The organism is Massilia alkalitolerans DSM 17462, from assembly GCF_000427785.1.
Taxonomy (GTDB): Bacteria; Pseudomonadota; Gammaproteobacteria; order Burkholderiales; family Burkholderiaceae_D; genus Telluria; species Telluria alkalitolerans.
In genome coordinates, this window is the sequence record NZ_ATYR01000006.1 from 208,139 (window position 1) to 230,123 (window position 21,985).

A 21,985-nucleotide genomic window follows, 5' to 3' on the forward strand; every position below is an offset into this window, starting at 1 on the left:
GAAACGCATGACGAATGAAACGACGGGCACGCCCGACGGCGCTGTATTGGACCCGATGGAAATCCGCGTGCTCGCGGTACTGGCCGAAAAAGAGGCGCTCACGCCGGATAACTACCCGATGTCGGTGAACGCCATCGTCAACGGCTGCAACCAGCTGTCGAGCCGCGATCCGATCATGCAGATGACCGACGAGCTAGTGCAGGACACCCTGCAGCGCCTGATCGAGAAAAAGCTCGTCAGCGCGATCTCACAGGCCGGCGCGCGCGTGGTGAAGTACGAACACCGCATGCGCATCAAGTGGACCCTGGAACAGGACAAGGTGGCGGTGCTGAGCATCCTGATGCTGCGCGGCCTGCAGACCGCCGGCGAGATCCGCACCCGCACCGGCCGCCTGTTCGAGTTCAAGAGCGTGCAGGACGTCGAGGCCGTGCTGCAGTTCCTGATCGACAAATACCCGCCGCTGGTCGCGAAGCTGGACCGCGCGCCGGGTACCAAGGAAGCGCGCTACGGCCACCTGCTGGGCGGCGAGCTGGCCGCCTACGAGCCGCCCGCCGCCGGCGCCGGCCTCGGCGGAGGCGGCGCCAGCCGCGTCGGCCAGCTGGAACAGGAAGTCGCCGCATTGCGCGGCGAGCTCGAGGAACTCAAGGCGCAGTTCGAGGCGTTTCGCCAGCAGTTCCAGTAGCCGGCGCCGCTTCGGCCGGCTCTGCAAACGTCAGTTCGACCAGCGCGTCGTCGCTCCAGCTGGCGTTCCCGATCGGTACCTGGAAGGTATGACCCTTGGCTTCCAGTTTCGCCGAGCGGTTGCCGTCCACCAGCACCGCCCCCAGCAGTGGCTGGTCGCTGCGGAAGGGGAAATGCGCCTTCCTGCTCACGTTCTCCCAGCGGAAGTCCTCGGGGTCGCCGAAGAAGTTGCACCAGTCGGTGCGCAGCAGGATCGTGTTGATGGTCATCACCCAGAAGGCCGGGATCTCCGCCTTGGCCATCGCCACGGTCACCTTGCACTCCAGCCGGAGGTCGCCCAGGCGCCGCTGGTGGGCGGCCAGGCCCGGCGTGCGGATGTCGGGGTCGGTGCGGTAGGCGCGGCGCTTGCGGTTCAGTTCCAGCTCGCTCTCGGCGTCCTCGGCAGCATCAACGCGCGGCACCACGAAGCGCCGGTCGGCGTCGATCGTGATCGGCAGTTGGTAGCCGCCGTCGCCCACCAGGCGGACCGCCAGCGGCTGCGCCGACTCGTCCTTCCCTTGTGGGCGCAGCCGGAAATGCAGCCGTTCGGCCGCCGGCGCCAGCTGCCGGTGCCTGTCGAAAGCATCCAGGCCGGCCAGGATCACCTTGTACTTGCGCACTTCCGGATTGCGCATGGCGTTCACATGCACGGGTTCCAGTTGGCGGACCGGTTTGTCCTCCGCGGCAGCGCTGCCGCAGAGGAGCAGGGCCCCGAGTGCTATCGCTGACAGGGCGCGCACGGAATCAGCCCTCGTCGCGCCAGCGGCGCAGGCGCATGGCGGCGTAGATCATCGCGGCGCCCGCCACGGCGGCGACCCAGGTGCTCGGGTGGCTCAGCGTGGAGTAGGACAGGCCCAGCAGGGTGGTCGGGTCCAGACCGTATTGCTGGTTGATGGTCTCGATGTCGCCGTAGGACAGCCAGATGCCCGGCACCAGCCCGGCCAGGCCGCGCAACACCACTTCCTGGACGAACCAGTCGACGTCGATGACCGAGTTGGACACGTGACCGACGATGATGTTGAACCACTTCAGCAGCAGGGCCACCACCAGCGGCGTGCCGACCGCCCACAGGAAGACCTTGGAGCGCGCCCAGCTCGACACCATCAGCAGCCAGCCCACGGTCGGCAGCGCCCAGATGACGTACAGCGGCAGGAAGGCCAGCAGGTACAAGGGGCCGAGGTACAGGTTCGGCTCCATCAGCACCGGTGCGAACAGGTTGACGCCCTTGCCGGCGGCGCTGATCATGCCCAGCACCAGGAGGGCTATTCCGGTCACCACGCCGATGGCGATCGTGATCAGGGGCGCCACGACCAGCGCGGTGGCGGCTTTCGACAGCACGGTGTCGCGGTCCGACAGCGGCAGCGACTTCCAGAACAGGATGCTGCGGTCGCGGCGGTCGTCGTGCAGGGCGGCCAGGCAGTAGAAGAACACCACCACGGCCAGCACGATGAACAGCGGCGCCGCCAGGCCGAGGTAGCCGGAGGCCGCGACATGCGCGATCTTGTAGCGCAGCGCCGGCGGGATACCCTGGATCGAGACGACGTTGTGGCCATTGATCTGGATGGCTTCGCTGCCGCCGAAAGCCATGGCGTACATGAAGCCGCCGCCCACCAGCAGCAGCATCGCCGCGGCGACCGCGACCGGGGTCCAGAAGAAGGCGCCCTTGTGCTCCCAGAATTCGCGCCGGAGCAGCCATTTCATCGTTTTCATGCGTAGGTTCCTTTCATGGTTGCCACGAACAGGTCGGCAACGCTGGGATTGCGGGTCTCGCCGAGCTGGGCGAGCTGGGCGCGCGACACGCCGCCCGGTGCGCCCGAATCGAACAGCATCACCGACTTGCCGAACACGGTGCGCTTGTCGAGCGGGGCCAGGGCATTGGCGGCATTGAGCTTGTCGGCCGGGACCATCACTTCGGTATAGCGCTCGCCGATCTCTTCCATCGAGGCGGACAGCACGATCTTGCCTTCGCGGATGAACATCAGGTCGGTGAGGATGTGCTCGACTTCCTCCACCTGGTGGGTAGTGATGACGATGGTCTTCTGCTCGTCGAAGTAGTCTTCCAGCAGGTTCTGGTAGAACTGCTTGCGGTACATGATGTCCAGGCCCAGCGTCGGTTCGTCGAGCACAAGCAGCTTGGCGTCGATGGCCATCACCAGCGCCAGGTGCAGCTGGACGATCATGCCCTTCGACATTTCCTTGACCTTCATGGTCGGCCTGAGCTTGGTGTGCGCGATGTAGCGTTCGGCCTTCTCGCGGTTGAAGCGCGGATGCACGCCGGCCACGAAGTCGATCGCGTCCTTCACGCGCAGCCAGCGCGGCAGGATGGCGACGTCGGCGATGAAGCAGACTTCCCTCATCAGGTCGTCGCGCTGGGTGCGCGGGTCGAAGCCCAGCACCGTCAGCTGGCCGTCGAAGGGAATCAGGCCGAGGGCGGCTTTCAGCGTGGTGGTCTTGCCCGAGCCGTTGGGGCCGATCAGGCCGACGATGCGGCCGGCGGGGATGTCGAAATCGATGCCGTCGACGGCGGTACGCTTGCCGTAACGCTTGGTCAGGCCGCGCGCGGAGAGCACGGCGCTCATGCCGAACCTCCCGGGGCCAGTCCTGGGCCGCCCGGGCTGGTGGCGCGCAGCAGCTGCTCCACGTTCAGGCCGAGGCGGCGGATGCGTTCGACCATGGCGGGCCATTCCTCGCGGATGAAGCGCTCGCGTTCGGTGGCCAGCAGTTTCTCGCTTGCTCCTTCGGTGACGTACATGCCAATTCCCCTTCGTTTTTCTACCAGGTTCTCGTCGACCAGCTCCTGGTAAGCCTTGGAGACGGTGATCGGATTCAGTTGATATTCGGCCGCGATCTGGCGGACCGAGGGCAGGGCGTCGCCGGCTTTCAAAATGCCGTCGAGCATCATGCCCACCACCCGCTCCTTGAGCTGGCGGTAAATGGGTGTGTTGTCATTCCAGCCGACTGTCATGTCCAGTCCTCCTCGGTCGTAGTGCTGCATGGTTCATCTGTCTCTCCCTCGTTTATGCTGATTGGGTGATGTGTTGAAGTGGTGTTGTAGTGAAGTATAACAGCGACTCGATAAATGTAAACATGCATATCGAACAAAAACGCGGGCGCGGCTTTTTAGTCCACTTTGGTAGGATGGGGGATGGATGAAGGAAGGAGGAAAGAATGCTGACGTGCCCGAACTGTGGCGTCTCGCCGCTGACGCATGCGATCAGGGAAATGCACTACACCTACAAGGGGCAGAGCACGAGGATTCCGGACGTCGTCGTCGAGCATTGCGCCGGCTGCAAGGAAGTGATGTTCGCGCAGGGCGAGCACGACCATTATGGAGAACTGGTCGCGGCCTTCCGCAAGGGGGTGGATGCGCAGGAGCTCAAGACGATCCGGGCGATGCGCAAGGGGCTGGGACTGACCCTGCAGAAGGCGGACGAATTGTTCGGCGACGAGGCGGGGGATTTTGCACGTTTCGAGTCGGGCGAGGCGCATGCGCCGGTGGCGCTGGTAAAGCTATTGCGGCTGCTGGGCAAGCACCCTGAGCTGTTAGATGAAGTTCGTTAAATCGTGGCGCGTCAGCGTGCCGTCCTGTGCCAGCTCGATCCAGCCGCCACGCTTTGGCTCGGCATCCAGCTCCCAGTCCGGCAGCACGTAGCGCAGCCTGCCGCCGGTCTCATGCACGGCCGGCCGGTGCGTGTGGCCATGGATGATGACCGGGGCCTCGGCTGCATCGAACAGCGCCTCCACGCTCGAGGACGCCACATCCATGATCTCGTAGGATTTGCCGGCCTGCGCCTCGCGGCTGCCTTCGCGCAGCCCGGCGATGATCGCCTTGCGCTGGGCCAGGGGCATGCCGAGGAACTGCTGCTGCCATTCGCGGTCGCGGACCTGGGCGCGGAAGGCCATGTACTTGAGGTCGGCGGTGCACTGCGCGTCGCCATGTACCAGTGCGATACGTTTTCCGAAGGCAGCGATCACGTGCGGCTCTTCCAGCAGGCTGAGCCCGGCCGCTTCGGCAAAGCCCGGCCCGACGAGGAAATCGCGGTTGCCGGCAAGCCAGTACACGGCGGTGCCGCCATCGCTCACGGCGCGGATGGCCTGGACGACGTGCTGGTGGAAAGGCTCGGCAAGATCGTCGTCGCCGGCCCAGTATTCGAAGATATCGCCGAGCAGGTAGAGCCGCTCGGCGTGGGTCGCACGCTCGGCCAGGAAGCGGAAGAAGGCGTCGGCCGTGCGTGGATGCGAGGCCTGCAGGTGCAGGTCCGAGATAAACAGCGCGAACGTGCGCGCAAGGGTGGTCATTGGATCGTTGGGACTTGCCGCCCTGCGCGCACTGCGTTCATCAGATGACTTCGACCTTCTCGATGACGACCGGGTCGACCGGCACGTCCGAGTGCATGCCGCTGCGGGTGGTCTTCACGCCGTTGATCTGGTCGACGATGTCCTGGCCTTCGGTGACCTTGCCGAACACGGCGTAGCCCCAGCCGTCCTGGCCCGGATAGTTCAGGAAGGCATTGTCCTTGGTGTTGATGAAGAACTGGGCCGATGCCGAGTGCGGCGCCGAGGTGCGGGCCATGGCGATGGTGTACTTGTCGTTCTTCAGGCCGTTCTTGGCTTCGTTCTCGACGGTCGCATCGGTGGCTTTCTGCTTCATGCCCGGTTCGAAGCCGCCGCCCTGGATCATGAAGTCCTTGATCACGCGGTGGAAGATGGTGTTGCTGAAATGACCCTTGTTGACGTAGTCGATAAAGTTGGCAACGGTCTTCGGGGCCTTGTCGGCGTCCAGTTCGACGGTGATGTTGCCCATATTGGTGGTCATGCGAACGCTGGTCATGTGCTGTCCTGTTGAGTTGGTTATTGTTAATGCGGCAAACGCATCCGCTATTTTACAAGCTTGTCGCCCTTGAGCACGCTTACCGACTTAATGAAGATCGGCGTCACCGGCACATTCTGCATGCCGCGCACGTCGTCCACCATCACGCCCTTGATCTTGTCCACGACTTCCTGCCCCTTCACGACCTTGCCGAAGACGGTATAGCCCGAGCCTTTGTAGAACGGATGGTCGATGCCCGAATTGTCGGCAACGTTGATGAAGAACTGCGAGGTGGCCGAATCCGGATGGTCTTCGCGCGCCATCGAAATGGTGTACGGCTGGTTCGACAGGCCGTTGTTCGATTCGTTCTTGACCGGCTTGTTGGTCTTGCGGCCCTCGAACTTCTCGTTCATGCCGCCGGCCTGGATCATGAAGCCGTCGATCACCCGGTGGAAGATGGTGCCCTTGTAGAATCCCTGCTTCACGTACTGCATGAAGTTGGCCACTGTCTTCGGCGCCCGTTCCTCGTCGAGCTGGACCACGATGTCGCCCATCGTGGTCTTGATCGACACCTGCGGACCCTTGACGACCGGCGCCGCGGGCGCGGCATCCTGGGGAGCGTCGGTGGTGGTTTCCTGTGGCGCGCCCAGGGCGGCGCCGGAAAGGAGCAGGGCGCCGGCGCCCAGGGCGATGCCCTTGAGCAGCGAACGGCGGAAGGCGGTGGTCATTGTCTGGGCTCTCCTCTGATGGATACCGCGCAATGCGGTGTCAAGTGTTTTCCCGAAAAATAAAGCTGAACCATATGCGGCCAGCCGGGATTTTAACAATGCTATACTTTGCGCAGAACGTCCCATTCTATCAAAGAAGAACAACACCCGAGGGTACAGACGATCTCGCCGCAATTCCCGCCGTGCCGGCACAGCTGGTTTTGCCCCGATCCTCTCCCTCACCAGAATACACCCATGAGCCAACTCAAGATTTACAACACGCTCGCGCGTGACAAGCAGGTATTTGTTCCGATGGAAGCCGGCAAGGTCGGCATGTATGTGTGCGGCATGACCGTGTACGACTACTGCCATATCGGTCACGCGCGGATGATGATGGCTTTCGACGTGATCTATCGCTGGCTGATGGCCTCGGGCTACGAGGTCAAGTACGTCCGCAACATCACCGACATCGACGACAAGATCATCAAGCGCGCCGTCGAGAACGGCGAGACCATCGGCCAGCTGGTCGAGCGCAACGTGAAGTACATGGACGAGGACATCGGCGCCCTGGGCATGCTGCCGCCGACCGTGGTGCCGCGCGCCACCGAGTACGTGCCGCAGATGCTGTCGATCATCGAGCAGCTCGAATCGAAAGGCCTGGCCTACAGGAGCGAGGACGGCGACGTGAACTACGCCGTGCGCGGCTTCGAAGGCTACGGCAAGCTGTCCGGCAAGTCGCTCGACGACCTGCGCGCCGGCGAGCGCGTCGACGTCAACAGCGGCAAGCGCGACCCGCTCGACTTCGTGCTGTGGAAGGCCGCCAAGGAAACCGAACCGGCCGAAGCCAAGTGGGATTCCAAGTGGGGCAAGGGCCGTCCGGGCTGGCACATCGAATGCTCGGCCATGTCCTGCGCCACCCTGGGCCAGCATTTCGACATCCATGGCGGCGGCGCCGACCTGCAGTTCCCGCACCACGAGAACGAGATCGCCCAGTCCGAAGGCGCGTTCGGCGGCAACATGGTCAACTACTGGATCCACAACGGCTTCGTGCGCGTGGACAACGAGAAGATGTCCAAGTCGCTGGGCAATTTCTTCACCATTCGCGACGTGCTCAAGAAGTACGACGCCGAAGTCGTTCGCTTCTTCATCCTGCGTGCTCACTACCGCAGCCCGCTGAACTATTCGGATGCCCACATCGACGACGCCAAGGGCGCGCTGACCCGCCTGTACACGGCGCTGTCGACCGTCGACATCGGGCTTGATACCCCGGCCGTGGACTGGGATGAAGCCCATGCCGTGCGCTTCCGCGAAGCGATGGACGACGACTTCAACACCCCGCTGGCCGTGGCCGAGCTGTTCGACCTGGCGAGCGAAGTCAACCGCAGCAAGTCGCTGGACGCCGCGCGCCAGCTCAAGGCACTGGCCGGCGTGCTGGGCATCCTCGAACGCGCGCCGCAAGCCTTCCTGCAAGGCGGCAGCGAAAGCGGGGACGCGAGCATCGATGACGCGATCGCGCGCCGCGCGGCCGCCAAGAAAGCCCGCAACTTTGCCGAAGCGGACGCCATCCGCGCCGAACTGACTGCCGCCGGGATCATCCTGGAAGACAAGCCGGACGGAACGACGACCTGGCGCCGCGCATAATGGCCGCCGACAAGGACACATCCGCGGCCATGGAGCCGCAGGGAGAGCTCGCCGTCCCGATCTACTGGGCGGAAGCGAAGGCCGCGCTGATCGCGCGCGACCGCATCATGGCCAAGCTGATCCCCCAGATCGGCGACCTGCACCTGCGTGGCCAGCCCGACCCCTTCACCACCCTGGCACGTTCGATCGTGGGCCAGCAGGTGACCCCGAAAGCGGCCGACGCGGCCTGGGCCAAGCTGCTGGCGATCTGCCCGAAGCTCTCGCCGGCCCAGGTGCTCAAGGCCGGCGCCGTCGAGCTGGCCGGCTGCGGACTGTCCAAGCGCAAGACCGAATACATCCTCGACCTGGCCGACAGTTTCAAGGCCAAGCGTGTCCATGCCGACCTGTGGTCGCAGATGGACGACGAGGCCGTCATCGCCGAACTGGTCCAGATCCGCGGCATCAGCCGCTGGACAGCGGAGATGTTTTTGATATTTAATCTGCTCCGTCCAAACGTGCTGCCGCTCGACGATCCCGGCCTGATCCAGGGAATCAGCCAGAATTATTTCTCTGGCGAACCTGTTTCTCGCAGCGATGCGCGCGAAGTGGCGGCGAACTGGGAGCCCTGGCGTACGGTGGCAACCTGGTATTTATGGCGTAGTCTCGATCCGGTATCCGGTTCGGGTACGGTAGAATAACGCCCACAACAGGGGCCCACGAGGCCCGGTGCATGCTGCGCGAACGGAAACGCTGCGGCCACGAAATAATCCGGAGGTACAATGACTAAAACAACTTTCCTCAATTTTGAGCAGCCGATCGCCGAGCTGGATTCCAAGATTGAAGAGCTGCGTTTCGTGCAAGACGATTCCGCCGTCGACATCTCCGAGGAGATCGACCGCCTGGCCAAGAAGAGCCAGCAGCTCACCAAGGACATCTACGCCAAGCTGACCCCGTGGCAGGTGTCGCAGATCGCCCGCCACCCGCAACGTCCATACACGATGGACTACGTGAACGCGATCTTCACCGACTTCCACGAACTGCACGGCGATCGTACGTTTGCCGACGACCAGTCGATCATGGGCGGCCTGGCCCGCTTCAATGGCCAGGCCTGCATGGTCATCGGCCACCAGAAGGGCCGCGACACCAAGGAACGCGCGATGCGCAACTTCGGCATGCCGCGTCCCGAAGGCTATCGCAAGGCCATGCGCCTGATGAAGCTGGCGGAAAAGTTCGGCCTGCCGATCTTCACGTTTGTTGATACCCCAGGAGCGTTCCCGGGCATCGACGCCGAAGAGCGCGGCCAGTCGGAAGCGATCGGCCACAACCTGTACGTCATGGCCGAGCTGAAAGTGCCACTGATCGCCACTATCATCGGCGAGGGCGGTTCGGGCGGCGCGCTGGCGATCGCCGTCGGCGACGCGGTGCTGATGCTGCAATACTCGACCTATTCGGTGATCTCGCCGGAAGGCTGCGCCTCGATCCTGTGGAAGACCTCGGAGCGCGCCAGCGACGCCGCCGACGCCCTGGGCCTGACCGCGCACCGCCTGAAGGCCATCGGCCTGATCGACAAGATCGTCAACGAGCCGCTCGGCGGCGCGCACCGCGATCCGAAGCAGATGGCCCAGCTGCTCAAGCGCGCACTGGCCGATACCCTGCGCCAGTTCCAGGGCATGAAGACCAAGGACCTGCTCGACGCCCGTCACGCAAAGCTGATGGCTTACGGCAAGTTCAAGGAAACACTGCCGCGCGAAGAGTGAGTTCCACCCGTGCCGGGCAAGTCCCGGTGATCTTCGCGCAGGCCGCAAGCAGCCTGCGCGAAACGTATTCTCCCACCTCCATTGCGCTTGCCTGCAGCGGCGGCCTCGATTCGATGGCCCTGCTGCGGCTTGCCCACGCCTGGGCTGCCGAGCAGGGCATCGTCCTGCATGCCTTCCACGTCCATCACGGGCTGAGCCCGAATGCCGATGCCTGGCTGGCGCATTGCCGCGAGGCCTGCGCGGCGCTCGGCATCGCCTTCGACCACCGCCATGTCGAGGTCGTCAAGGGCAAGGACGGCATCGAGTCGGCCGCACGCAAGCTGCGCTACCGCGCGCTGGGCGAGATGTGCCTCGCCCACGGCGTGCCGCTCCTGCTCACCGCCCACCACCTCGACGACCAGGCCGAAACGGTCCTGCTCCAGCTGCTGCGCGGCTCCGGCCCGGCCGGGCTGTCGGGCATGGACGCGGCCAATCGCGCGCCCAACCTGCTGGGCGACCCGGAACTGGTCATGGCGCGTCCGCTGCTGCCGCTGTCGCGCGCCCAGCTCGAAGACTACGTGCGTGCCGAAGGCCTGAGCTGGGTCGAGGATGAATCGAACAGCGATCCGCGCTATGCCCGCAACGCCTTGCGCCACGCGGTGATGCCGGCGCTGGCAGCCAGCTTCCCGGGTTACCAGGCGCGGCTGGCGCGCGGGGCGGCGCACGTGCAGTCGGCCCAGCGCATCCTGGATGAAGTCGCCGGGCAGGACCTGGCCGCCTGCCTCGACGGCGAGGCGGTTGACTTGTCGTGCGTGCAGAAACTCAGCCGCGATCGAGCCGACAACATGCTGCGCCACCTGTTCCATGCGCGCGGCCTGGCGATGCCCTCGACCGCCTGGCTGGCCGAGATGGTGTCCCAGCTGTTCTCGGCGCGCGAGGATGCGCAATTGAAAGTGACGCACCCGGGCTGCGATATCCGCCGCCACCGCGGCAAGCTCTACCTCACGCCAAAGCTGCCGGAGCTTGCCGGCATGCGCGACCCCGACGATATCGGCGTCCTGGTCAAGGAGGGCCAGCGCTTCCGCTGGAACGGGGAGCCCTCGCTGGACTTTCCTGCCTATGGCGGCGCGCTCCATTTCGACCGGGTCGCGCTCGACCTGGTCGCGCAAGACGCCGCGCCGGAGGGTTTCGATCCGGCCTGGCTGCGCAGCCAGCTTCTCACCATCGACTTCCGCCAGGGCGGGGAACGCCTCAAGCCCGCCGCCAACCGTCCGACCCGCGGACTGAAGGCGCATTACCAGGCCCTTGGCGTGCCGGCCTGGGAGCGCGAGCGTGCGCCGCTGGTGTGGGCGGACCGCGAGCTGCTGTTTGCCGCCGGCATCGGCATGGATTGCCACCACCTGAGCGCAGGGGAGGGCGAGCGCATCGCACTGCGCTGGGTGCCCCAAGCTGTCTAGACTTTTTTTTCTATACGAAAACGGTATTACTTTATTTTGTTTTCGTATAGCTTTTTCTCCCGACCGTCTTGTGATACTGCGCTGCAGCATGCTAGAGTAAAGGTCCCCTTTTGATCTTTCAACAAGCTGGAACCCTCCCTGATATGGCTTTAATTGTCCACAAGTATGGCGGGACGTCGATGGGCTCGACGGACCGTATCAAGAATGTCGCGGCCCGCGTGGCGAAGTGGCATGATGCCGGCCACCAGATCGTCGTGGTGCCTTCCGCGATGTCCGGTGAAACCAACCGCCTGATTGCGCTGGCCAAGGAAATCATGCCGCAACCGGACCCGCGCGAACTGGACATGATTGCCTCGACCGGCGAGCAGGTCTCGGTCGGCCTGCTGGCGATGGCGCTGCTGGCCATCGGCAAGGACGCGGTCTCGTACACCGGCTGGCAGGCGGGTATCCGCACCGATTCCTCGTTCACCAAGGCGCGCATCCAGTCGATCGACGACACCCGCGTGCGCGGTGATCTCGAAGCCGGCAAGATCGTCATCATCACGGGTTTCCAGGGCATGGACGAAGATGGCAACATCTCGACGCTGGGCCGTGGCGGTTCGGACACCTCGGCCGTGGCGATCGCCGCCGCGCTGAAGGCCGACGAGTGCCTGATCTACACCGACGTGGACGGCGTCTACACGACCGATCCGCGCGTGGTGCACGAGGCGCGCCGCCTGAACAAGATCACCTTCGAGGAAATGCTCGAACTGGCCTCGCTGGGCTCGAAAGTGCTGCAGACGCGTTCGGTCGAATTCGCAGGTAACTACCAGGTCCCGACGCGCGTGCTGTCGTCGCTGACCGATCCCCTGATGCCGCTGGACGAAGAAGCGAAGTCCGGCACCCTGATTTCGTTTGAGGAAGAAAGCAATATGGAACAAGCCGTCATCTCCGGTATCGCCTTCAATCGCGATGAAGCCAAGATCACCGTCCTGGGCGTGCCGGACAAGCCGGGCGTGGCCTTCCACATCCTCGGTCCGATCGCCGAAGCGAACGTCGAAGTCGACATGATCATCCAGAACCAGTCGGTGGACGGCAAGACCGACTTCACCTTCACCGTCTCGCGCGGCGACTACGCGAGGGCGATGGGCGTGCTGGAAGAGCAGCGCGAACAGCTCGGCGCGGCCAAGATCCTGGGCGATGCGAAAGTGTCGAAGGTGTCGGCCGTGGGCGTCGGCATGCGCAGCCACGTCGGCGTGGCCTCGCAGATGTTCCGCACGCTGTCGGAAGAGGGCATCAACATCATGATGATCTCGACCTCGGAGATCAAGATCTCGGTGCTGATCGACGAGAAATACATGGAACTGGCCGTGCGCGCCCTGCACAAGGCTTTTAACCTCGAGCAAGCTTAACAATTTTCAAAATTTTTGGGCGTGCGTCCTTGACGCAACGTGCACCAGCCCTTAAGATGCGTGCACTCAGCGCTGACTGACACACAAGTCGGAACTGATTGGAGGCGTGGCCGAGTGGCCGAAGGCACTTCCCTGCTAAGGAAGCATATGGGCTTAAACCTGTATCGTGGGTTCGAATCCCACCGCCTCCGCCAAGTTATAAATAAGAAAGCCACCGCAAGGTGGCTTTTTTATTTGTAACGTCGGCGGAGGCGAGGAAAGCGCCTGCGCGCTTTCCGCGTGGGATTCGAAGCGCGTCCGCCTGCAGGCGGCGCGGCGGCCTGCGGAACGCAGGCGAATCGCCACTTTGCGCCCGCAAGGCGGGCGCCCCGCGAGCGCAGCTCGCGTCCTGTTCCCACTTTAAAAAGGCTTGCGTACACGCGGACACCCTAACAATCGCACGGCACCCCCACCGGCATCCCCAAGGTCTCCACCGTCGCAATCGTCGTCGAAAACGGCAGCGCAAACGAAAACGGAATCAGCGAGAACAAGGGCACGTAAGGCACGGGGTCGCACTCATCCGCCCCCCCACCCGGCATGCAGATGCGAACCCGTACCAGCCGAATGCAGCGCGCGCCCTCCATGTCCTGCGCGCAGTTGACGCGGTTCTCCAGCGGACTGGCGGGCAGAGCTGCCCCGAGCGATACGGGAATGTTGGAGTTCGCGGGAAGCCGCAGGTAGTCGATCCTGACGTGGCGATCCGAGATCGGATCGCCCATCAGCAGAACGCCCGGTGTGGTCCGGAAAATCGCCAGCTCACGGACATCCTGCATGGCGCCCTCGTTGCTGAAGTCCGTATTCACCGCCAGCGCCGCGGCCCGGCGCGTTACTTCCTGCAGGGTATTGCAGAGGTACATTGCACGTGCAAGCTCAACGATGCCGAAAAACAGGATGAAGAAGATCAGCGCCACCACGGCGAATTCAACCGCGGCCCCGCCGAGTTGCCTCACTGGTAACCGGTAACACATGCGGGTTCTGTTAGTTGTTGTCATGATATAGCTCAACCTGCGTTCCTAACGTCTGCTCGGGAACCAGCCCGGCGAACTCTCCGTAGAGGGAGGTGGCGGTCGCCGTCCTGGTCATGAAGAACTTGCCTATGCCGAGTACGCTTGCTTTGTTGTCGGTGACGGGGCAAGCCAACAGGGGCAGGTTCAGGACGCGCCGGCCCCGAGTACTCTTGTTGCTTGTCGCCGGCGCCCTGTAGAACGTCGACCCGCTCTTGTATGAATACGGCGTGGGCGTGGCCGCATCGGACGGATAGGGCGTGGCCGTGGAGGGTTTCGGCTTACCGGCATACAGGGTCTCCCACGCCTTGGTGTCGAAGGTCGCATAGCCCCCCGCCGGTTCCGGATCGCCCAGGTCCTCATACGATTCATACTTCACCGCCTTGGCATACGACCACAGCGGCCCCCAGTGGGCGGCCGTGGTGCCAGTGGGTGCGCTGTCCGGTCCCGCGATCGTCCAGCGTCTTTCCGTGGTCTCCAGGCGTTTTGCCGCTTGTCCCTCCGGTTGTACGCTCATCCATGGCGAGCCGCCGTCGTAGGTGTATTCCTTGATGTTCGCATCGGCCGGCGCCGTACGGGCGTCACACGGGACCCGCGGCGTGGTGCTGTAGGAACCGAAGCGGGAATTCAGATGGTAGTAAAGGCTGGACATCGGAAAGGAAGACGACACGACCACTTTCCCGCCAGTCAGCCTGGTCATCGCCATCGTCCCTGTGCAAACGAAGGGGGCAAGGGTATCGACATTGGTGATGGGCGCAGTGCCTGGCAGAGGATTGACCGTAAAGGTCTGTCCAGCGGTCGACCCGGGCCGGTTGAGGTCCAGCAAGTTGTAACTGATGCCGCGCCGAAAACCAAGTTCCTCGAGTTCGCCGTTGTGATCGCGGCGAGCCTCATCGCGCATGGCGCAGATGCCCAGCGGTGTCACGCTGATCGCCGCGCGTCCCGCGATTGCGCGGGCGCTGGACGCAGCGATCTCGGAGTCTGCAAACAAATGCAGGAAAGATGCTTTCACCTCGCCGTAGTCGGTGTCGAGGTCGCGCGTGTCCACTTTCACGAACAGCAGTGTCCCGGCGTCCGCCTTCGCCTCCGCCGCGCCTCGCCAGGGTCCACCTGGGCCGCTCCCGAACGCGATCGCACGGTCCAGCGGGCCCACTGTCTTCATGCCGTACTGGAAGCTGGCCTTCCAGTTCGTGAACGACATGACGGTCGTTATCGCATCCAGGGCACGCTGGACCCCCTGTTCGGTGCCGTCGAGCTGATTCGCGGCCGCCAACGCGGCCGCATCTGCCAGGTTCTGCAGCTCCATCTTGCGGTTGTGGACTCGGGAAATGTCGAGTGCCAGCGCGAAGAAGGCGATAATAATGACGAGCGCTCCCGCGAACATGATCGCAATTGCTCCGGACTCGCGCACGGTAAGCCGTGGAGTGCGATGCCGCCTCCACACTCCGCGTGCTGTGCTGTCATCCACCTCCATGCGTCTCTCCTGGCCTGACGCGATTGCCTGAATATCTAGGCTTGCGACATTTGTGAAAAGTTGATGCGGGTCAATCGCTCCTGGCGCTAGCGCCCTGCGTAAGGGAGCACGACTTTGCTTTTCAAAACGAAGTTGGAATTACCAAGATACAGCGCAATTAATTCTGGAAAGACATCGTTGCGAAGGCTTACCTCCACGCTGACCCGGACGGTTTCCGGACGAGTGACGTTGCACAGGGCGTCGTCGCAAAACAGCAGAATGGTGATCCCTTCCGCCCACGGGGCGATGTCCATCAGCTCCTGCTGCGCTATCCATCGGGCGACCGCTGGATAGCGTGGCTCGTTGAATGCTCCGCCACCCGTTCGTATCTCGGCTTGCGTGGCAGTCGAGAGAAATCGCGCGGCATCGTGCGCAGCCTTCTGCGTTGCGCTGTAAGCCCAGAACAGGCGCGCGAAGAACAGCATCAAGGTGAGAAGCATGACGAGAACAGGCAGAATGAATGCCATTTCGACGGCAACACTTCCCGTTTCCGTTTTGCGGAACAGCCGCGGCCACGTTTTCATCGCTTCCCTTTCCAGAGCCCTTCGCCTGTTTCGATTCTAGACACCGAATTTTTGAGGCAATTGACATAGGACATTGCGCCAACACATCATGACTCCGCTGCAGCAGGCTGGGTCGCAACATCGTCACGTCCGGCTTTCGCCCGGCGCTCGGCACGGCGCCGCTTGTCGGTCCTGACCAGCAAGGCGCAGCAGGCACATAACCAGAATACCCAGCAGCCCAGCGGAAGCAACATGGTGTTGAGGTCCTGGTAAGCCAGCGCGATCGGGAGAAACAAACCGCTCAATGTAAGGGCGCTGCACAGGAGAACGTGGTCGCGGGCGAACGCCAAGCGTGACCACGGCGCAAGGCACAGGCATGCGGCTAGCAGTCCGAACAGGAGCAGGGCGCCGCTCAGGAACAGCATGCCGAGGAACGCGCCGAGGACAAACAGGAACAGGGCGGGCAGCAGCGCCCGTGCAAATCCCCTGGACGCAGGGTTTGCTCCACCCGCCTTGCCCGGCGCGCCGGCCGAGGCGCGCGGCAGCGCAAGGACGGTCAGGATCGATCCGGGCAGCGCATTGAGGGCATGGGCGTACCAGCTTGCTCCCACGATAATGGCCCATGCTTCGAGAAGCGCCCATCCTGCTAGGGAGAAGACCAGGATGATGAAACAATAGTCGGCTTGTTGCGTTGGCTGCGCGTCGTTCGACACCATGCATGTCCTCTCGCGGTCGATCCGGGAACAGGCCAGGCTGCGTCGACCCGGCCGCTGAAGGGTGATTCCTCAAGTCTGGCCCCCGGGAATTCTTTCCGCAAATAAAGCATTCGGAGAGTTGAGGTGCATCAGCAGGGCACGGGGCCCGCTCAGGCGTGGCCGATCCCGGCGCTGCTGTAGGTGCGTTCGAACTCCCAGATCGGTACGGGCCGGCCCAGCAGGTAGCCCTGCAGCGTTCCACAGCCCCCGCCGACCAGGAAGCTGCGCTGCGCCTCATGCTCGACCCCCTCGGCCACGATGTCGAGCTTGAGCTTGCGCGCCAGGGCGATGATGGCTTCGACGATCGGTGCGGCATCCGGATCGAGATGCACGTCGTGCACGAAGGAGCGGTCGATCTTCAGGGCGCTCAAGGGGAAGCGCTTGAGGTAGGCGAGCGAGGAGTAACCGGTGCCGAAATCGTCCAGCGAAAAATGCACGCCCTGCTTGCACAGCGCGCGCATCCGCTCGATGACATCGGCAACGTTGCGGGCCAGCACGCTTTCGGTCAGTTCCAGGCACAGCTTGTCGGGTGGTGCGCCGGTTTCGAGCAGGGCGCCGGCCACGCGCCCGGTGAAATCGGCACTGTGCAGCTGGTGCGCGCTGATGTTGACCGCAAGCTCGAGTTTGCCGAGCGTGCGGTCCGCACGCCAGCGTGCCAGGGCGCGGCAGCTTTCATCGAGCACGTACTGGCCCAGCGGCACGATCAGGCCGGAGGATTCCGCCACGCCGATGAAGTCGTCGGGGACGAGCAGCGCGCCGTCGGCGCGGCGCCAGCGCACCAGCACCTCGGCGCCGACCAGGCGGCCAGCGCTGGAGAACTGCGGCTGGCAGTACAGCACGAACTCGCGCGCCGACAAGCCTTCGCGCAGGGCGTGCTCGAGCGCCGCCTGGTGCTCGGCCGAGGCCTGCATGCCGGGGTCAAAAAAGCGCGCCGTATTGCGTCCTTCCGACTTGGCGCGGTACATGGCCAGGTCGGCCTGCTTGAGGATGGTGTCGAGATCGGTTGCGCCGCCGTCGAACAGCGCGACGCCCATGCTCGGCGTGCTCAGGAACAGCCTGCCGTCCAGGTAATAGGGCTGGACCAGAGAGCTTTGCAGTTTTTCCACGACATGCTGGGCCTCCGAGACCGCCTCCCGGGATTCCTCCGCCAGGTCTTCCAGCACCAGCACGAATTCGTCCCCGCCCAGGCGCGCCAGTTGGTCGCAGTGGCGCACCGTGTGGCGCAGGCGTTCCGCCACCTGGCGCAGCAGCATGTCGCCGAAGTCATGGCCCATGGTGTCGTTGAGCAGCTTGAAGTTGTCCAGGTCGAGGAAGATCACGGCCCCGAAACAGCCCGAGCGCTGGCTGCGCGCCAGCGCCTTGTCCAGCTCCTCGACCAGCAGGCGCCGGTTCGGCAGGCCGGTGAGGTGGTCGAAATTAGCGAGCTCGTAGATGCGCTGCTCGGCCTGTTTGCGCTCGGTGAGGTCGGTATTGGTGCCGGAGACGCGCAGGGCCTGCCCCCTGGCGTCGCGCGTGACGAAACCGCGCGACAGCACCGGCACGTAATGCCCGTCACGATGGCGCAGGCGCCACTCGACGCTATAGGTTTCGCGGTCCCCCTCCAACAGGTCCTTCCAGAAGCGAAGCAGCTCGGGCCGGTCCTCAGGGTGCATCAGCTCCAGCCACAGGTCCGTATGGCAGCCGAGTTCGTCGGGCTGGTAGCCGAGCATGGTCCACCAGCGCTGGGAATAATGGATCTCGTCCTCGACGAGATCGTAATCCCAGTACGCATCGGTCGAGCCCAGCAGGACAAGGCGCAGCCGCTCCTCGGATTTCTGCAGGCTTTGCTCGGCCTCCTTCAGCGCGGTGCAGTCGGTGAAGCACACGACCACCCGGCGCAATACGCCCTGCTCGTCGCGTTCCGGATAGGCGTTACAGATCAGCCAGCGTACCGGGTCTGCTTCGGTGTCGCGGATACCGAGCACTTGCTGGGACAGCTGGCGGCCGGTGCGCAGCACTATGTTGACGGGAAACTGCTTCGCTTGCATGGGGCTGCCGTCGGCACAAAACATTTGCCAGGATTTGCCGTCCGAGCCCGTGCCGCGCAACTGCGCCAGGCTGCGCCCGATGAGCTCGCAGGCAAGACGGTTGGCGTGCAGGATGCGGCCGTCGACGTCATGCACGACGACGCCCGCCGGCAGATGTTCGAGCAGGTCGTCGAGCCGGCGCTGAAGATCCGCGGCAGTACTGGAAGTCATGATGACAGCTGAACTGGAGTGGTCGTGTTTACGCGCGATGGTAGCACGACGCTCCATAACAGGGCAGCACGGACATCCGTGTCCCAGGCCACTATCCGGCCAGTATCCCCTCGATGGCTGCGATGTCCGCCTCCGCCAGTTCCGGCATCGAGGCCGCGCGCACCGCCTCGACGACCTGCGAGGGCCTGCTCGCGCCGATCAGCGCCGACGTGACCGCCGGCTGGCGCAGCACCCAGCGCAGCGCCAGTTGCGCCAGCGACTGTTCGCGCTGCTGCGCGAAGGCATTCAAGGCCCGCGAGATGTTCAGGCGCTCGTCCGTGAGGTGTTCCTTGCGCAGGAAGCCCGCGCTGCCCGCGGCGCGCGAGTCGCCGGGCAGCCCATCGCCCAGGTAGCGGTCGGTGAGCAGGCCCTGCGCCAGCGGAGAAAAGGCGACCGCGCCGATGCCTTCCTGCGCCAGCACCGGCAGCAGGTCGGTCTCCACCTGGCGTACGAACATGCTGTAGCGCGACTGGTTGACGATGCAGGCCGTGCCCAGCCGGCGCAGCTCGGCGGCTGCCAGGCGCGTCTGTTCGCCCGGGTAGTTCGAGATGCCGGCGTAGAGGGCGCGTCCGCTGCGCACGATGTAGTCGAGCGCCGCCATGGTCTCTTCGATCGGCGTGCTTGGGTCGGGCCGGTGGTGGTAGAAGATGTCGACGTAGTCGAGCCCCATCCGCTTCAAGCTCTGGTCCAGGCTGGCGACCAGGTACTTGCGGCTGCCCCAGTCGCCATAGGGTCCGGGCCACATGGTGTAGCCGGCCTTGGTGCTGACCACGATCTCGTCGCGGTAGGGCCGCAGGTCCAGGTCGAGGATGCGCCCGAAGTTGCTCTCCGCCGAGCCCGGCGGCGGGCCATAGTTGTTGGCCAGGTCGAAGTGGGTGATGCCGAGGTCGAAGGCGCTGCGGACGATCTCGCGCTGGCGCGCCAGGTCGTCGCCGCCGCCGAAGTTGTGCCACAGGCCGAGCGAGATGGCTGGCAGGCGCAGGCCGCTGCGGCCGCAGCGGCGATAGGGGAGCGAGCCGTAGCGCCCGGGAGCGGCTTCCCAGCTCATGCCGCGATCGCGCCGGCGCCGGCGGCGGCGCGGCAGACGTAGATCGTCGCGCTGCCGCCGTTCGGCGCGGTGTAGGCGCATTGCACGGCCTCGCGGGCGGCGTCGACCAGCTCGTGCGGCACCAGCGCCACCACGCAGCCGCCGAAGCCGCCACCGGTCATGCGCACACCGCCGGCCGTTCCAATCGCCGACTTGACGATGCCGACCAACTGGTCGATTGCCGGCACGGTGATCTCGAAATCGTCGCGCATCGAGGCGTGCGAGGCTTCCATCAGTTCGCCCATGCGTACCAGGTCGCCCGTGGCCAGGGCCTGTGCGGCGGCGGCCACACGCGCGTTCTCGGTTACGACGTGGCGCGCACGGCGCAGCACGATGGGGTCGAGCTCGGCGGCGCGTGCTTCCAGGGTGGCCAGGTCGAGGTCGCGCAGGGCGGGCAGGCCGAAGTGGCGCGCCGCCTGTTCGCACTGCTCGCGCCGCGTGTTGTAGGCGCTGTCCACCAGGCCGCGCGCGACATGCGAATTGAAAATCATGATGGCGGCGTTCGCCGGGATCGGCACCGGACGTACTTCGAGCGAACGGCAGTCGATCATCAGGGCATGGTCCTGCACGCCGCAGGCCGAACTGATCTGGTCCATGTTGCCGCACTTGGTGCCGACGAAATCGTTCTCGGCGCGCTGGGCGACCAGGGCCATGTCGACCGGGCTCAAGCCCTCGAAGCCGGGCAGGGTGGCGAACAGCCGGCAAACCGCCACCGACAGCGAGGCCGACGAGGACAGGCCGGCGCCCTGCGGCACGTCGCCGGCGATGGCCAGGTCCATGCCCTGCATGGGCAGGCCGCGCTCCACCAGATCGCGCACCACGCCGCGCACGTAGTTGGCCCACATCGGGGCGTCCAGGCGTTCGATCGGGGCGTCGAGCGAGTAGGCGTCGAGCGCGCCGTCGTAGTCGGCCGCGGCGACGCGAATCTGGCGGTCGCCGCGGGGGCGCGCCACGATGACCGTGCGGTAGTCGATGGCGCAGGGCAGCACCAGGCCGTCGTTGTAGTCGGTGTGTTCGCCGATCAGGTTGACGCGGCCGGGGGCCTGGACCTGGATCGAGGGGGCCTGGCCGAAGGAGGCCTGGAATACGGTGGCCGCGCGGGCCAGCGGGGTAGCGTTCATCGTGCTTTCAAGTGGACGGGTTGTGGAGGTAATGCACTTCGGACTGGGCGCGCAGCTGGGCGGCCGCCTGTTCCGGCGTGAGGTCGCGCTGGGTCTCGGCCAGCATCTCGAAGCCGACCATGAACTTGCGCACCGAGGCCGAGCGCAGCAGGGGCGGGTAGAAGTGCGCGTGCAGCTGCCATGGGGTGGCGTCGTCCTCTGAATACGGCGCGCCGTGCCAGCCCATCGAGTAGGGGAAGGAGGTCTGGAACAGGTTGTCGTAGCGGGTCGTCAGGCGCTTCAGGGCCAGCGCCAGGTCGGCGCGCTGCTCCCGGGTCAGGTCTTCCAGGCGCTTGACCGGGAAGCGCGGCAGCAGCAGGGTCTCGAAGGGCCAGCTGGCCCAGTACGGCACCACCGCCAGCCAGTGGGAGGTAGCGACGACCACGCGTTCGCCATCGGCCGCCTCGCGCTCGACGTAGTCGAGCAGCAGCGGCTTGCCCTGTTCGGCGAAATACGCGCGCTGCTGGCGGTCTTCCGTAGCCGGCAGGTCGGGCAGGAAGCTGGTGGCCCAGATCTGGCCGTGCGGGTGCGGGTTCGAGCAGCCCATCACGGCGCCCTTGTTCTCGAAGACCTGCACCCAGCGGTGCTGCCGGCCGAGTTCCGCGGACTGCTCGCACCAGGTGTCGACCACGCCTTCGATCGCCGCCAGCTCGAGCAGGGGCAGCGACTTGCTGTGGTCCGGGGAAAAGCAGATGACGCGGCTGGTGCCGCGCGCGCTCATCGACTGGAACAGAGGATCGTCGCCGGGGGTGGCCTCGGGCGTATCGGCCATCAGGGCGGCGAAGTCGTTGGTGAACACATAGGTGCCCGTATAGTCGGGATTCTTCTCGCCGTTGACGCGGGTATTGCCGGCGCACAGGTAGCAGCTGGGGTCGTGCGCGGGCCTGGCTTCGCGGTCGACCGCTTCCTGCTGGCCCTGCCACGGGCGCTTGGCGCGGTGCGGCGAGACCAGCACCCAGTCGCCCATGAGCGGGTTGTAGCGGCGGTGAGGATGATCGGTGGGATTGAACATCGAGGACCTCGTTCGATTCGGGTAATAGAGGAATGCTTGTGCGGCGCGTTGCCGACAGGATGGCGAAGTGTAATGCGTTTCCCTTTTCAAGAACGCATGCTTGTCAAATTGCTCATGTTCATGAGTGCTTGATGGAAAAACTCAAGGGCGTGAGTGTTTCGGGCGGCGGGCCGATAGCGCTTGCGGTGCGCGCTC

The 21,985-nt window shown here is 64.6% G+C and carries 22 protein-coding genes and 1 tRNA gene; 8 read left to right on the forward strand and 15 right to left on the reverse strand.

What is annotated here, in order from left to right; genetic code table 11:
* Positions 1-7: 7 nt before the first annotated feature.
* The gene (locus YWC_RS0109000) at positions 8-682 is read left to right on the forward strand and encodes a YceH family protein (RefSeq protein ID WP_027865065.1); all 675 of its coding nucleotides are present in this window, start codon (positions 8-10) and stop codon (positions 680-682) included.
* Here the strand turns inward: YWC_RS0109000 and YWC_RS0109005 are convergent.
* The 4 genes from YWC_RS0109005 to YWC_RS0109020 all read right to left on the reverse strand — a co-directional run bounded on the left by YWC_RS0109005 (position 642) and on the right by YWC_RS0109020 (position 3,685).
* Entirely contained in the window at positions 642-1,355 is a 714-nt protein-coding gene (locus YWC_RS0109005; RefSeq protein WP_229413056.1) for a hypothetical protein, read from the reverse strand. The two genes, YWC_RS0109000 and YWC_RS0109005, sit on opposite strands and share 41 nt — an antisense overlap.
* A gap of 109 nt (positions 1,356-1,464) precedes the next feature.
* Positions 1,465-2,430, reverse strand: a complete 966-nt coding sequence (locus YWC_RS0109010; RefSeq protein ID WP_027865067.1) for a hypothetical protein — start codon at positions 2,428-2,430, stop codon at positions 1,465-1,467.
* A complete protein-coding gene (locus YWC_RS0109015; protein ID WP_027865068.1) occupies positions 2,427-3,299 on the reverse strand; it encodes an ABC transporter ATP-binding protein in 873 nt (290 codons plus the stop codon). The genes YWC_RS0109010 and YWC_RS0109015 overlap by 4 nt, the downstream gene beginning before the upstream one ends.
* Positions 3,296-3,685 carry a GntR family transcriptional regulator gene (locus YWC_RS0109020; RefSeq protein ID WP_027865069.1) on the reverse strand — a complete coding sequence of 130 codons (390 nt, stop codon included), beginning with the start codon at positions 3,683-3,685 and terminating at the stop codon, positions 3,296-3,298. The genes YWC_RS0109015 and YWC_RS0109020 overlap by 4 nt, the downstream gene beginning before the upstream one ends.
* Before the next feature lie 203 nt (positions 3,686-3,888).
* Between YWC_RS0109020 and YWC_RS0109025 the strand changes: the two genes are divergently transcribed.
* Complete coding sequence (locus YWC_RS0109025) at positions 3,889-4,281, forward strand: type II TA system antitoxin MqsA family protein (protein WP_051306340.1); 393 nt, start codon at positions 3,889-3,891, stop codon at positions 4,279-4,281.
* Here YWC_RS0109025 and YWC_RS0109030 read toward each other — a convergent pair.
* The 3 genes from YWC_RS0109030 to YWC_RS0109040 are packed head-to-tail and all read right to left on the reverse strand — an operon-like array spanning position 4,264 to position 6,258.
* Positions 4,264-5,019, reverse strand: coding sequence for a UDP-2,3-diacylglucosamine diphosphatase (locus YWC_RS0109030; protein WP_027865071.1), 756 nt, complete (start codon positions 5,017-5,019; stop codon positions 4,264-4,266). The genes YWC_RS0109025 and YWC_RS0109030 overlap by 18 nt on opposite strands.
* Before the next feature lie 40 nt (positions 5,020-5,059).
* Positions 5,060-5,551, reverse strand: coding sequence for a peptidylprolyl isomerase (locus YWC_RS0109035; protein WP_027865072.1), 492 nt, complete (start codon positions 5,549-5,551; stop codon positions 5,060-5,062).
* Positions 5,552-5,598: 47 nt separating this feature from the next.
* The gene (locus YWC_RS0109040; RefSeq protein WP_027865073.1) at positions 5,599-6,258 is read right to left on the reverse strand and encodes a peptidylprolyl isomerase; all 660 of its coding nucleotides are present in this window, start codon (positions 6,256-6,258) and stop codon (positions 5,599-5,601) included.
* A 234-nt stretch (positions 6,259-6,492) separates the two neighbouring features.
* Here YWC_RS0109040 and cysS point away from each other — a divergent pair, with 234 nt between their 5' ends.
* The 6 genes from cysS (at position 6,493) to YWC_RS0109070 (ending at position 12,635) form a co-directional block, all read left to right on the forward strand.
* A complete protein-coding gene (gene cysS, locus YWC_RS0109045) occupies positions 6,493-7,878 on the forward strand; it encodes a cysteine--tRNA ligase (RefSeq protein WP_027865074.1) in 1,386 nt (461 codons plus the stop codon).
* Positions 7,878-8,555 (forward strand): DNA-3-methyladenine glycosylase family protein, encoded by a 678-nt coding sequence (locus YWC_RS0109050; RefSeq protein WP_027865075.1) that lies wholly within the window; start codon positions 7,878-7,880, stop codon positions 8,553-8,555. The genes cysS and YWC_RS0109050 overlap by 1 nt, the downstream gene beginning before the upstream one ends.
* An 81-nt stretch (positions 8,556-8,636) precedes the next feature.
* Complete coding sequence (locus YWC_RS0109055; RefSeq protein ID WP_027865076.1) at positions 8,637-9,614, forward strand: acetyl-CoA carboxylase carboxyltransferase subunit alpha; 978 nt, start codon at positions 8,637-8,639, stop codon at positions 9,612-9,614.
* Positions 9,611-11,050, forward strand: coding sequence for a tRNA lysidine(34) synthetase TilS (gene tilS / locus YWC_RS0109060; protein WP_027865077.1), 1,440 nt, complete (start codon positions 9,611-9,613; stop codon positions 11,048-11,050). Before YWC_RS0109055 ends, tilS begins: the two co-directional genes overlap by 4 nt.
* Positions 11,051-11,193: 143 nt before the next feature.
* Entirely contained in the window at positions 11,194-12,441 is a 1,248-nt protein-coding gene (locus YWC_RS0109065; protein WP_027865078.1) for an aspartate kinase, read from the forward strand.
* A gap of 100 nt (positions 12,442-12,541) precedes the next feature.
* A tRNA-Ser gene (locus YWC_RS0109070) sits at positions 12,542-12,635 on the forward strand.
* 234 nt (positions 12,636-12,869) lie between these two features.
* Here YWC_RS0109070 and YWC_RS0109075 read toward each other — a convergent pair.
* The 8 genes from YWC_RS0109075 to YWC_RS0109110 all read right to left on the reverse strand — a co-directional run bounded on the left by YWC_RS0109075 (position 12,870) and on the right by YWC_RS0109110 (position 21,790).
* Positions 12,870-13,484 (reverse strand): TadE/TadG family type IV pilus assembly protein, encoded by a 615-nt coding sequence (locus tag YWC_RS0109075; protein WP_229413057.1) that lies wholly within the window; start codon positions 13,482-13,484, stop codon positions 12,870-12,872.
* Entirely contained in the window at positions 13,459-14,958 is a 1,500-nt protein-coding gene (locus YWC_RS0109080; RefSeq protein ID WP_051306341.1) for a pilus assembly protein TadG-related protein, read from the reverse strand. Before YWC_RS0109080 ends, YWC_RS0109075 begins: the two co-directional genes overlap by 26 nt.
* Before the next feature lie 86 nt (positions 14,959-15,044).
* Entirely contained in the window at positions 15,045-15,521 is a 477-nt protein-coding gene (locus YWC_RS28850) for a TadE/TadG family type IV pilus assembly protein (RefSeq protein WP_036213798.1), read from the reverse strand.
* 86 nt (positions 15,522-15,607) lie between these two features.
* A complete protein-coding gene (locus YWC_RS0109090) occupies positions 15,608-16,216 on the reverse strand; it encodes a hypothetical protein (RefSeq protein WP_027865081.1) in 609 nt (202 codons plus the stop codon).
* A 149-nt stretch (positions 16,217-16,365) separates the two neighbouring features.
* Positions 16,366-18,492, reverse strand: coding sequence for a putative bifunctional diguanylate cyclase/phosphodiesterase (locus YWC_RS28855; protein WP_051306342.1), 2,127 nt, complete (start codon positions 18,490-18,492; stop codon positions 16,366-16,368).
* A 91-nt stretch (positions 18,493-18,583) separates the two neighbouring features.
* On the reverse strand, positions 18,584-19,579 hold the full coding sequence (locus tag YWC_RS0109100; protein WP_027865082.1) for an aldo/keto reductase: 996 nt from the start codon (positions 19,577-19,579) through the stop codon (positions 18,584-18,586).
* Positions 19,576-20,739: a galactokinase gene (gene galK, locus YWC_RS0109105; RefSeq protein WP_027865083.1), complete on the reverse strand. Its 1,164-nt coding sequence runs from the start codon at positions 20,737-20,739 to the stop codon at positions 19,576-19,578. Before galK ends, YWC_RS0109100 begins: the two co-directional genes overlap by 4 nt.
* Positions 20,740-20,746: 7 nt before the next feature.
* Positions 20,747-21,790, reverse strand: a complete 1,044-nt coding sequence (locus YWC_RS0109110; protein ID WP_027865084.1) for a UDP-glucose--hexose-1-phosphate uridylyltransferase — start codon at positions 21,788-21,790, stop codon at positions 20,747-20,749.
* Positions 21,791-21,985: the final 195 nt, after the last annotated feature.

Bases quoted from the DNA above. Each gene is read 5' to 3' on its own strand.
- YWC_RS0109010 (WP_027865067.1), bottom strand. From the start codon at position 2,430: ATGAAAACGATGAAATGGCTGCTCCGGCGCGAATTCTGGGAGCACAAG.
- YWC_RS28855 (WP_051306342.1), bottom strand. From the start codon at position 18,492: ATGACTTCCAGTACTGCCGCGGATCTTCAGCGCCGGCTCGACGACCTG.
- YWC_RS0109080 (WP_051306341.1), bottom strand. From the start codon at position 14,958: ATGGAGGTGGATGACAGCACAGCACGCGGAGTGTGGAGGCGGCATCGC.
- YWC_RS0109090 (WP_027865081.1), bottom strand. From the start codon at position 16,216: ATGGTGTCGAACGACGCGCAGCCAACGCAACAAGCCGACTATTGTTTC.
- YWC_RS0109065 (WP_027865078.1), top strand. From the start codon at position 11,194: ATGGCTTTAATTGTCCACAAGTATGGCGGGACGTCGATGGGCTCGACG.
- YWC_RS0109110 (WP_027865084.1), bottom strand. From the start codon at position 21,790: ATGTTCAATCCCACCGATCATCCTCACCGCCGCTACAACCCGCTCATG.
- YWC_RS28850 (WP_036213798.1), bottom strand. From the start codon at position 15,521: ATGAAAACGTGGCCGCGGCTGTTCCGCAAAACGGAAACGGGAAGTGTT.
- cysS (WP_027865074.1), top strand. From the start codon at position 6,493: ATGAGCCAACTCAAGATTTACAACACGCTCGCGCGTGACAAGCAGGTA.
- YWC_RS0109030 (WP_027865071.1), bottom strand. From the start codon at position 5,019: ATGACCACCCTTGCGCGCACGTTCGCGCTGTTTATCTCGGACCTGCAC.
- YWC_RS0109040 (WP_027865073.1), bottom strand. From the start codon at position 6,258: ATGACCACCGCCTTCCGCCGTTCGCTGCTCAAGGGCATCGCCCTGGGC.
- YWC_RS0109025 (WP_051306340.1), top strand. From the start codon at position 3,889: ATGCTGACGTGCCCGAACTGTGGCGTCTCGCCGCTGACGCATGCGATC.
- YWC_RS0109005 (WP_229413056.1), bottom strand. From the start codon at position 1,355: ATGCGCAATCCGGAAGTGCGCAAGTACAAGGTGATCCTGGCCGGCCTG.
- YWC_RS0109020 (WP_027865069.1), bottom strand. From the start codon at position 3,685: ATGACAGTCGGCTGGAATGACAACACACCCATTTACCGCCAGCTCAAG.
- galK (WP_027865083.1), bottom strand. From the start codon at position 20,739: ATGAACGCTACCCCGCTGGCCCGCGCGGCCACCGTATTCCAGGCCTCC.
- YWC_RS0109055 (WP_027865076.1), top strand. From the start codon at position 8,637: ATGACTAAAACAACTTTCCTCAATTTTGAGCAGCCGATCGCCGAGCTG.
- YWC_RS0109100 (WP_027865082.1), bottom strand. From the start codon at position 19,579: ATGAGCTGGGAAGCCGCTCCCGGGCGCTACGGCTCGCTCCCCTATCGC.
- YWC_RS0109015 (WP_027865068.1), bottom strand. From the start codon at position 3,299: ATGAGCGCCGTGCTCTCCGCGCGCGGCCTGACCAAGCGTTACGGCAAG.
- YWC_RS0109035 (WP_027865072.1), bottom strand. From the start codon at position 5,551: ATGACCAGCGTTCGCATGACCACCAATATGGGCAACATCACCGTCGAA.
- YWC_RS0109000 (WP_027865065.1), top strand. From the start codon at position 8: ATGACGAATGAAACGACGGGCACGCCCGACGGCGCTGTATTGGACCCG.
- YWC_RS0109050 (WP_027865075.1), top strand. From the start codon at position 7,878: ATGGCCGCCGACAAGGACACATCCGCGGCCATGGAGCCGCAGGGAGAG.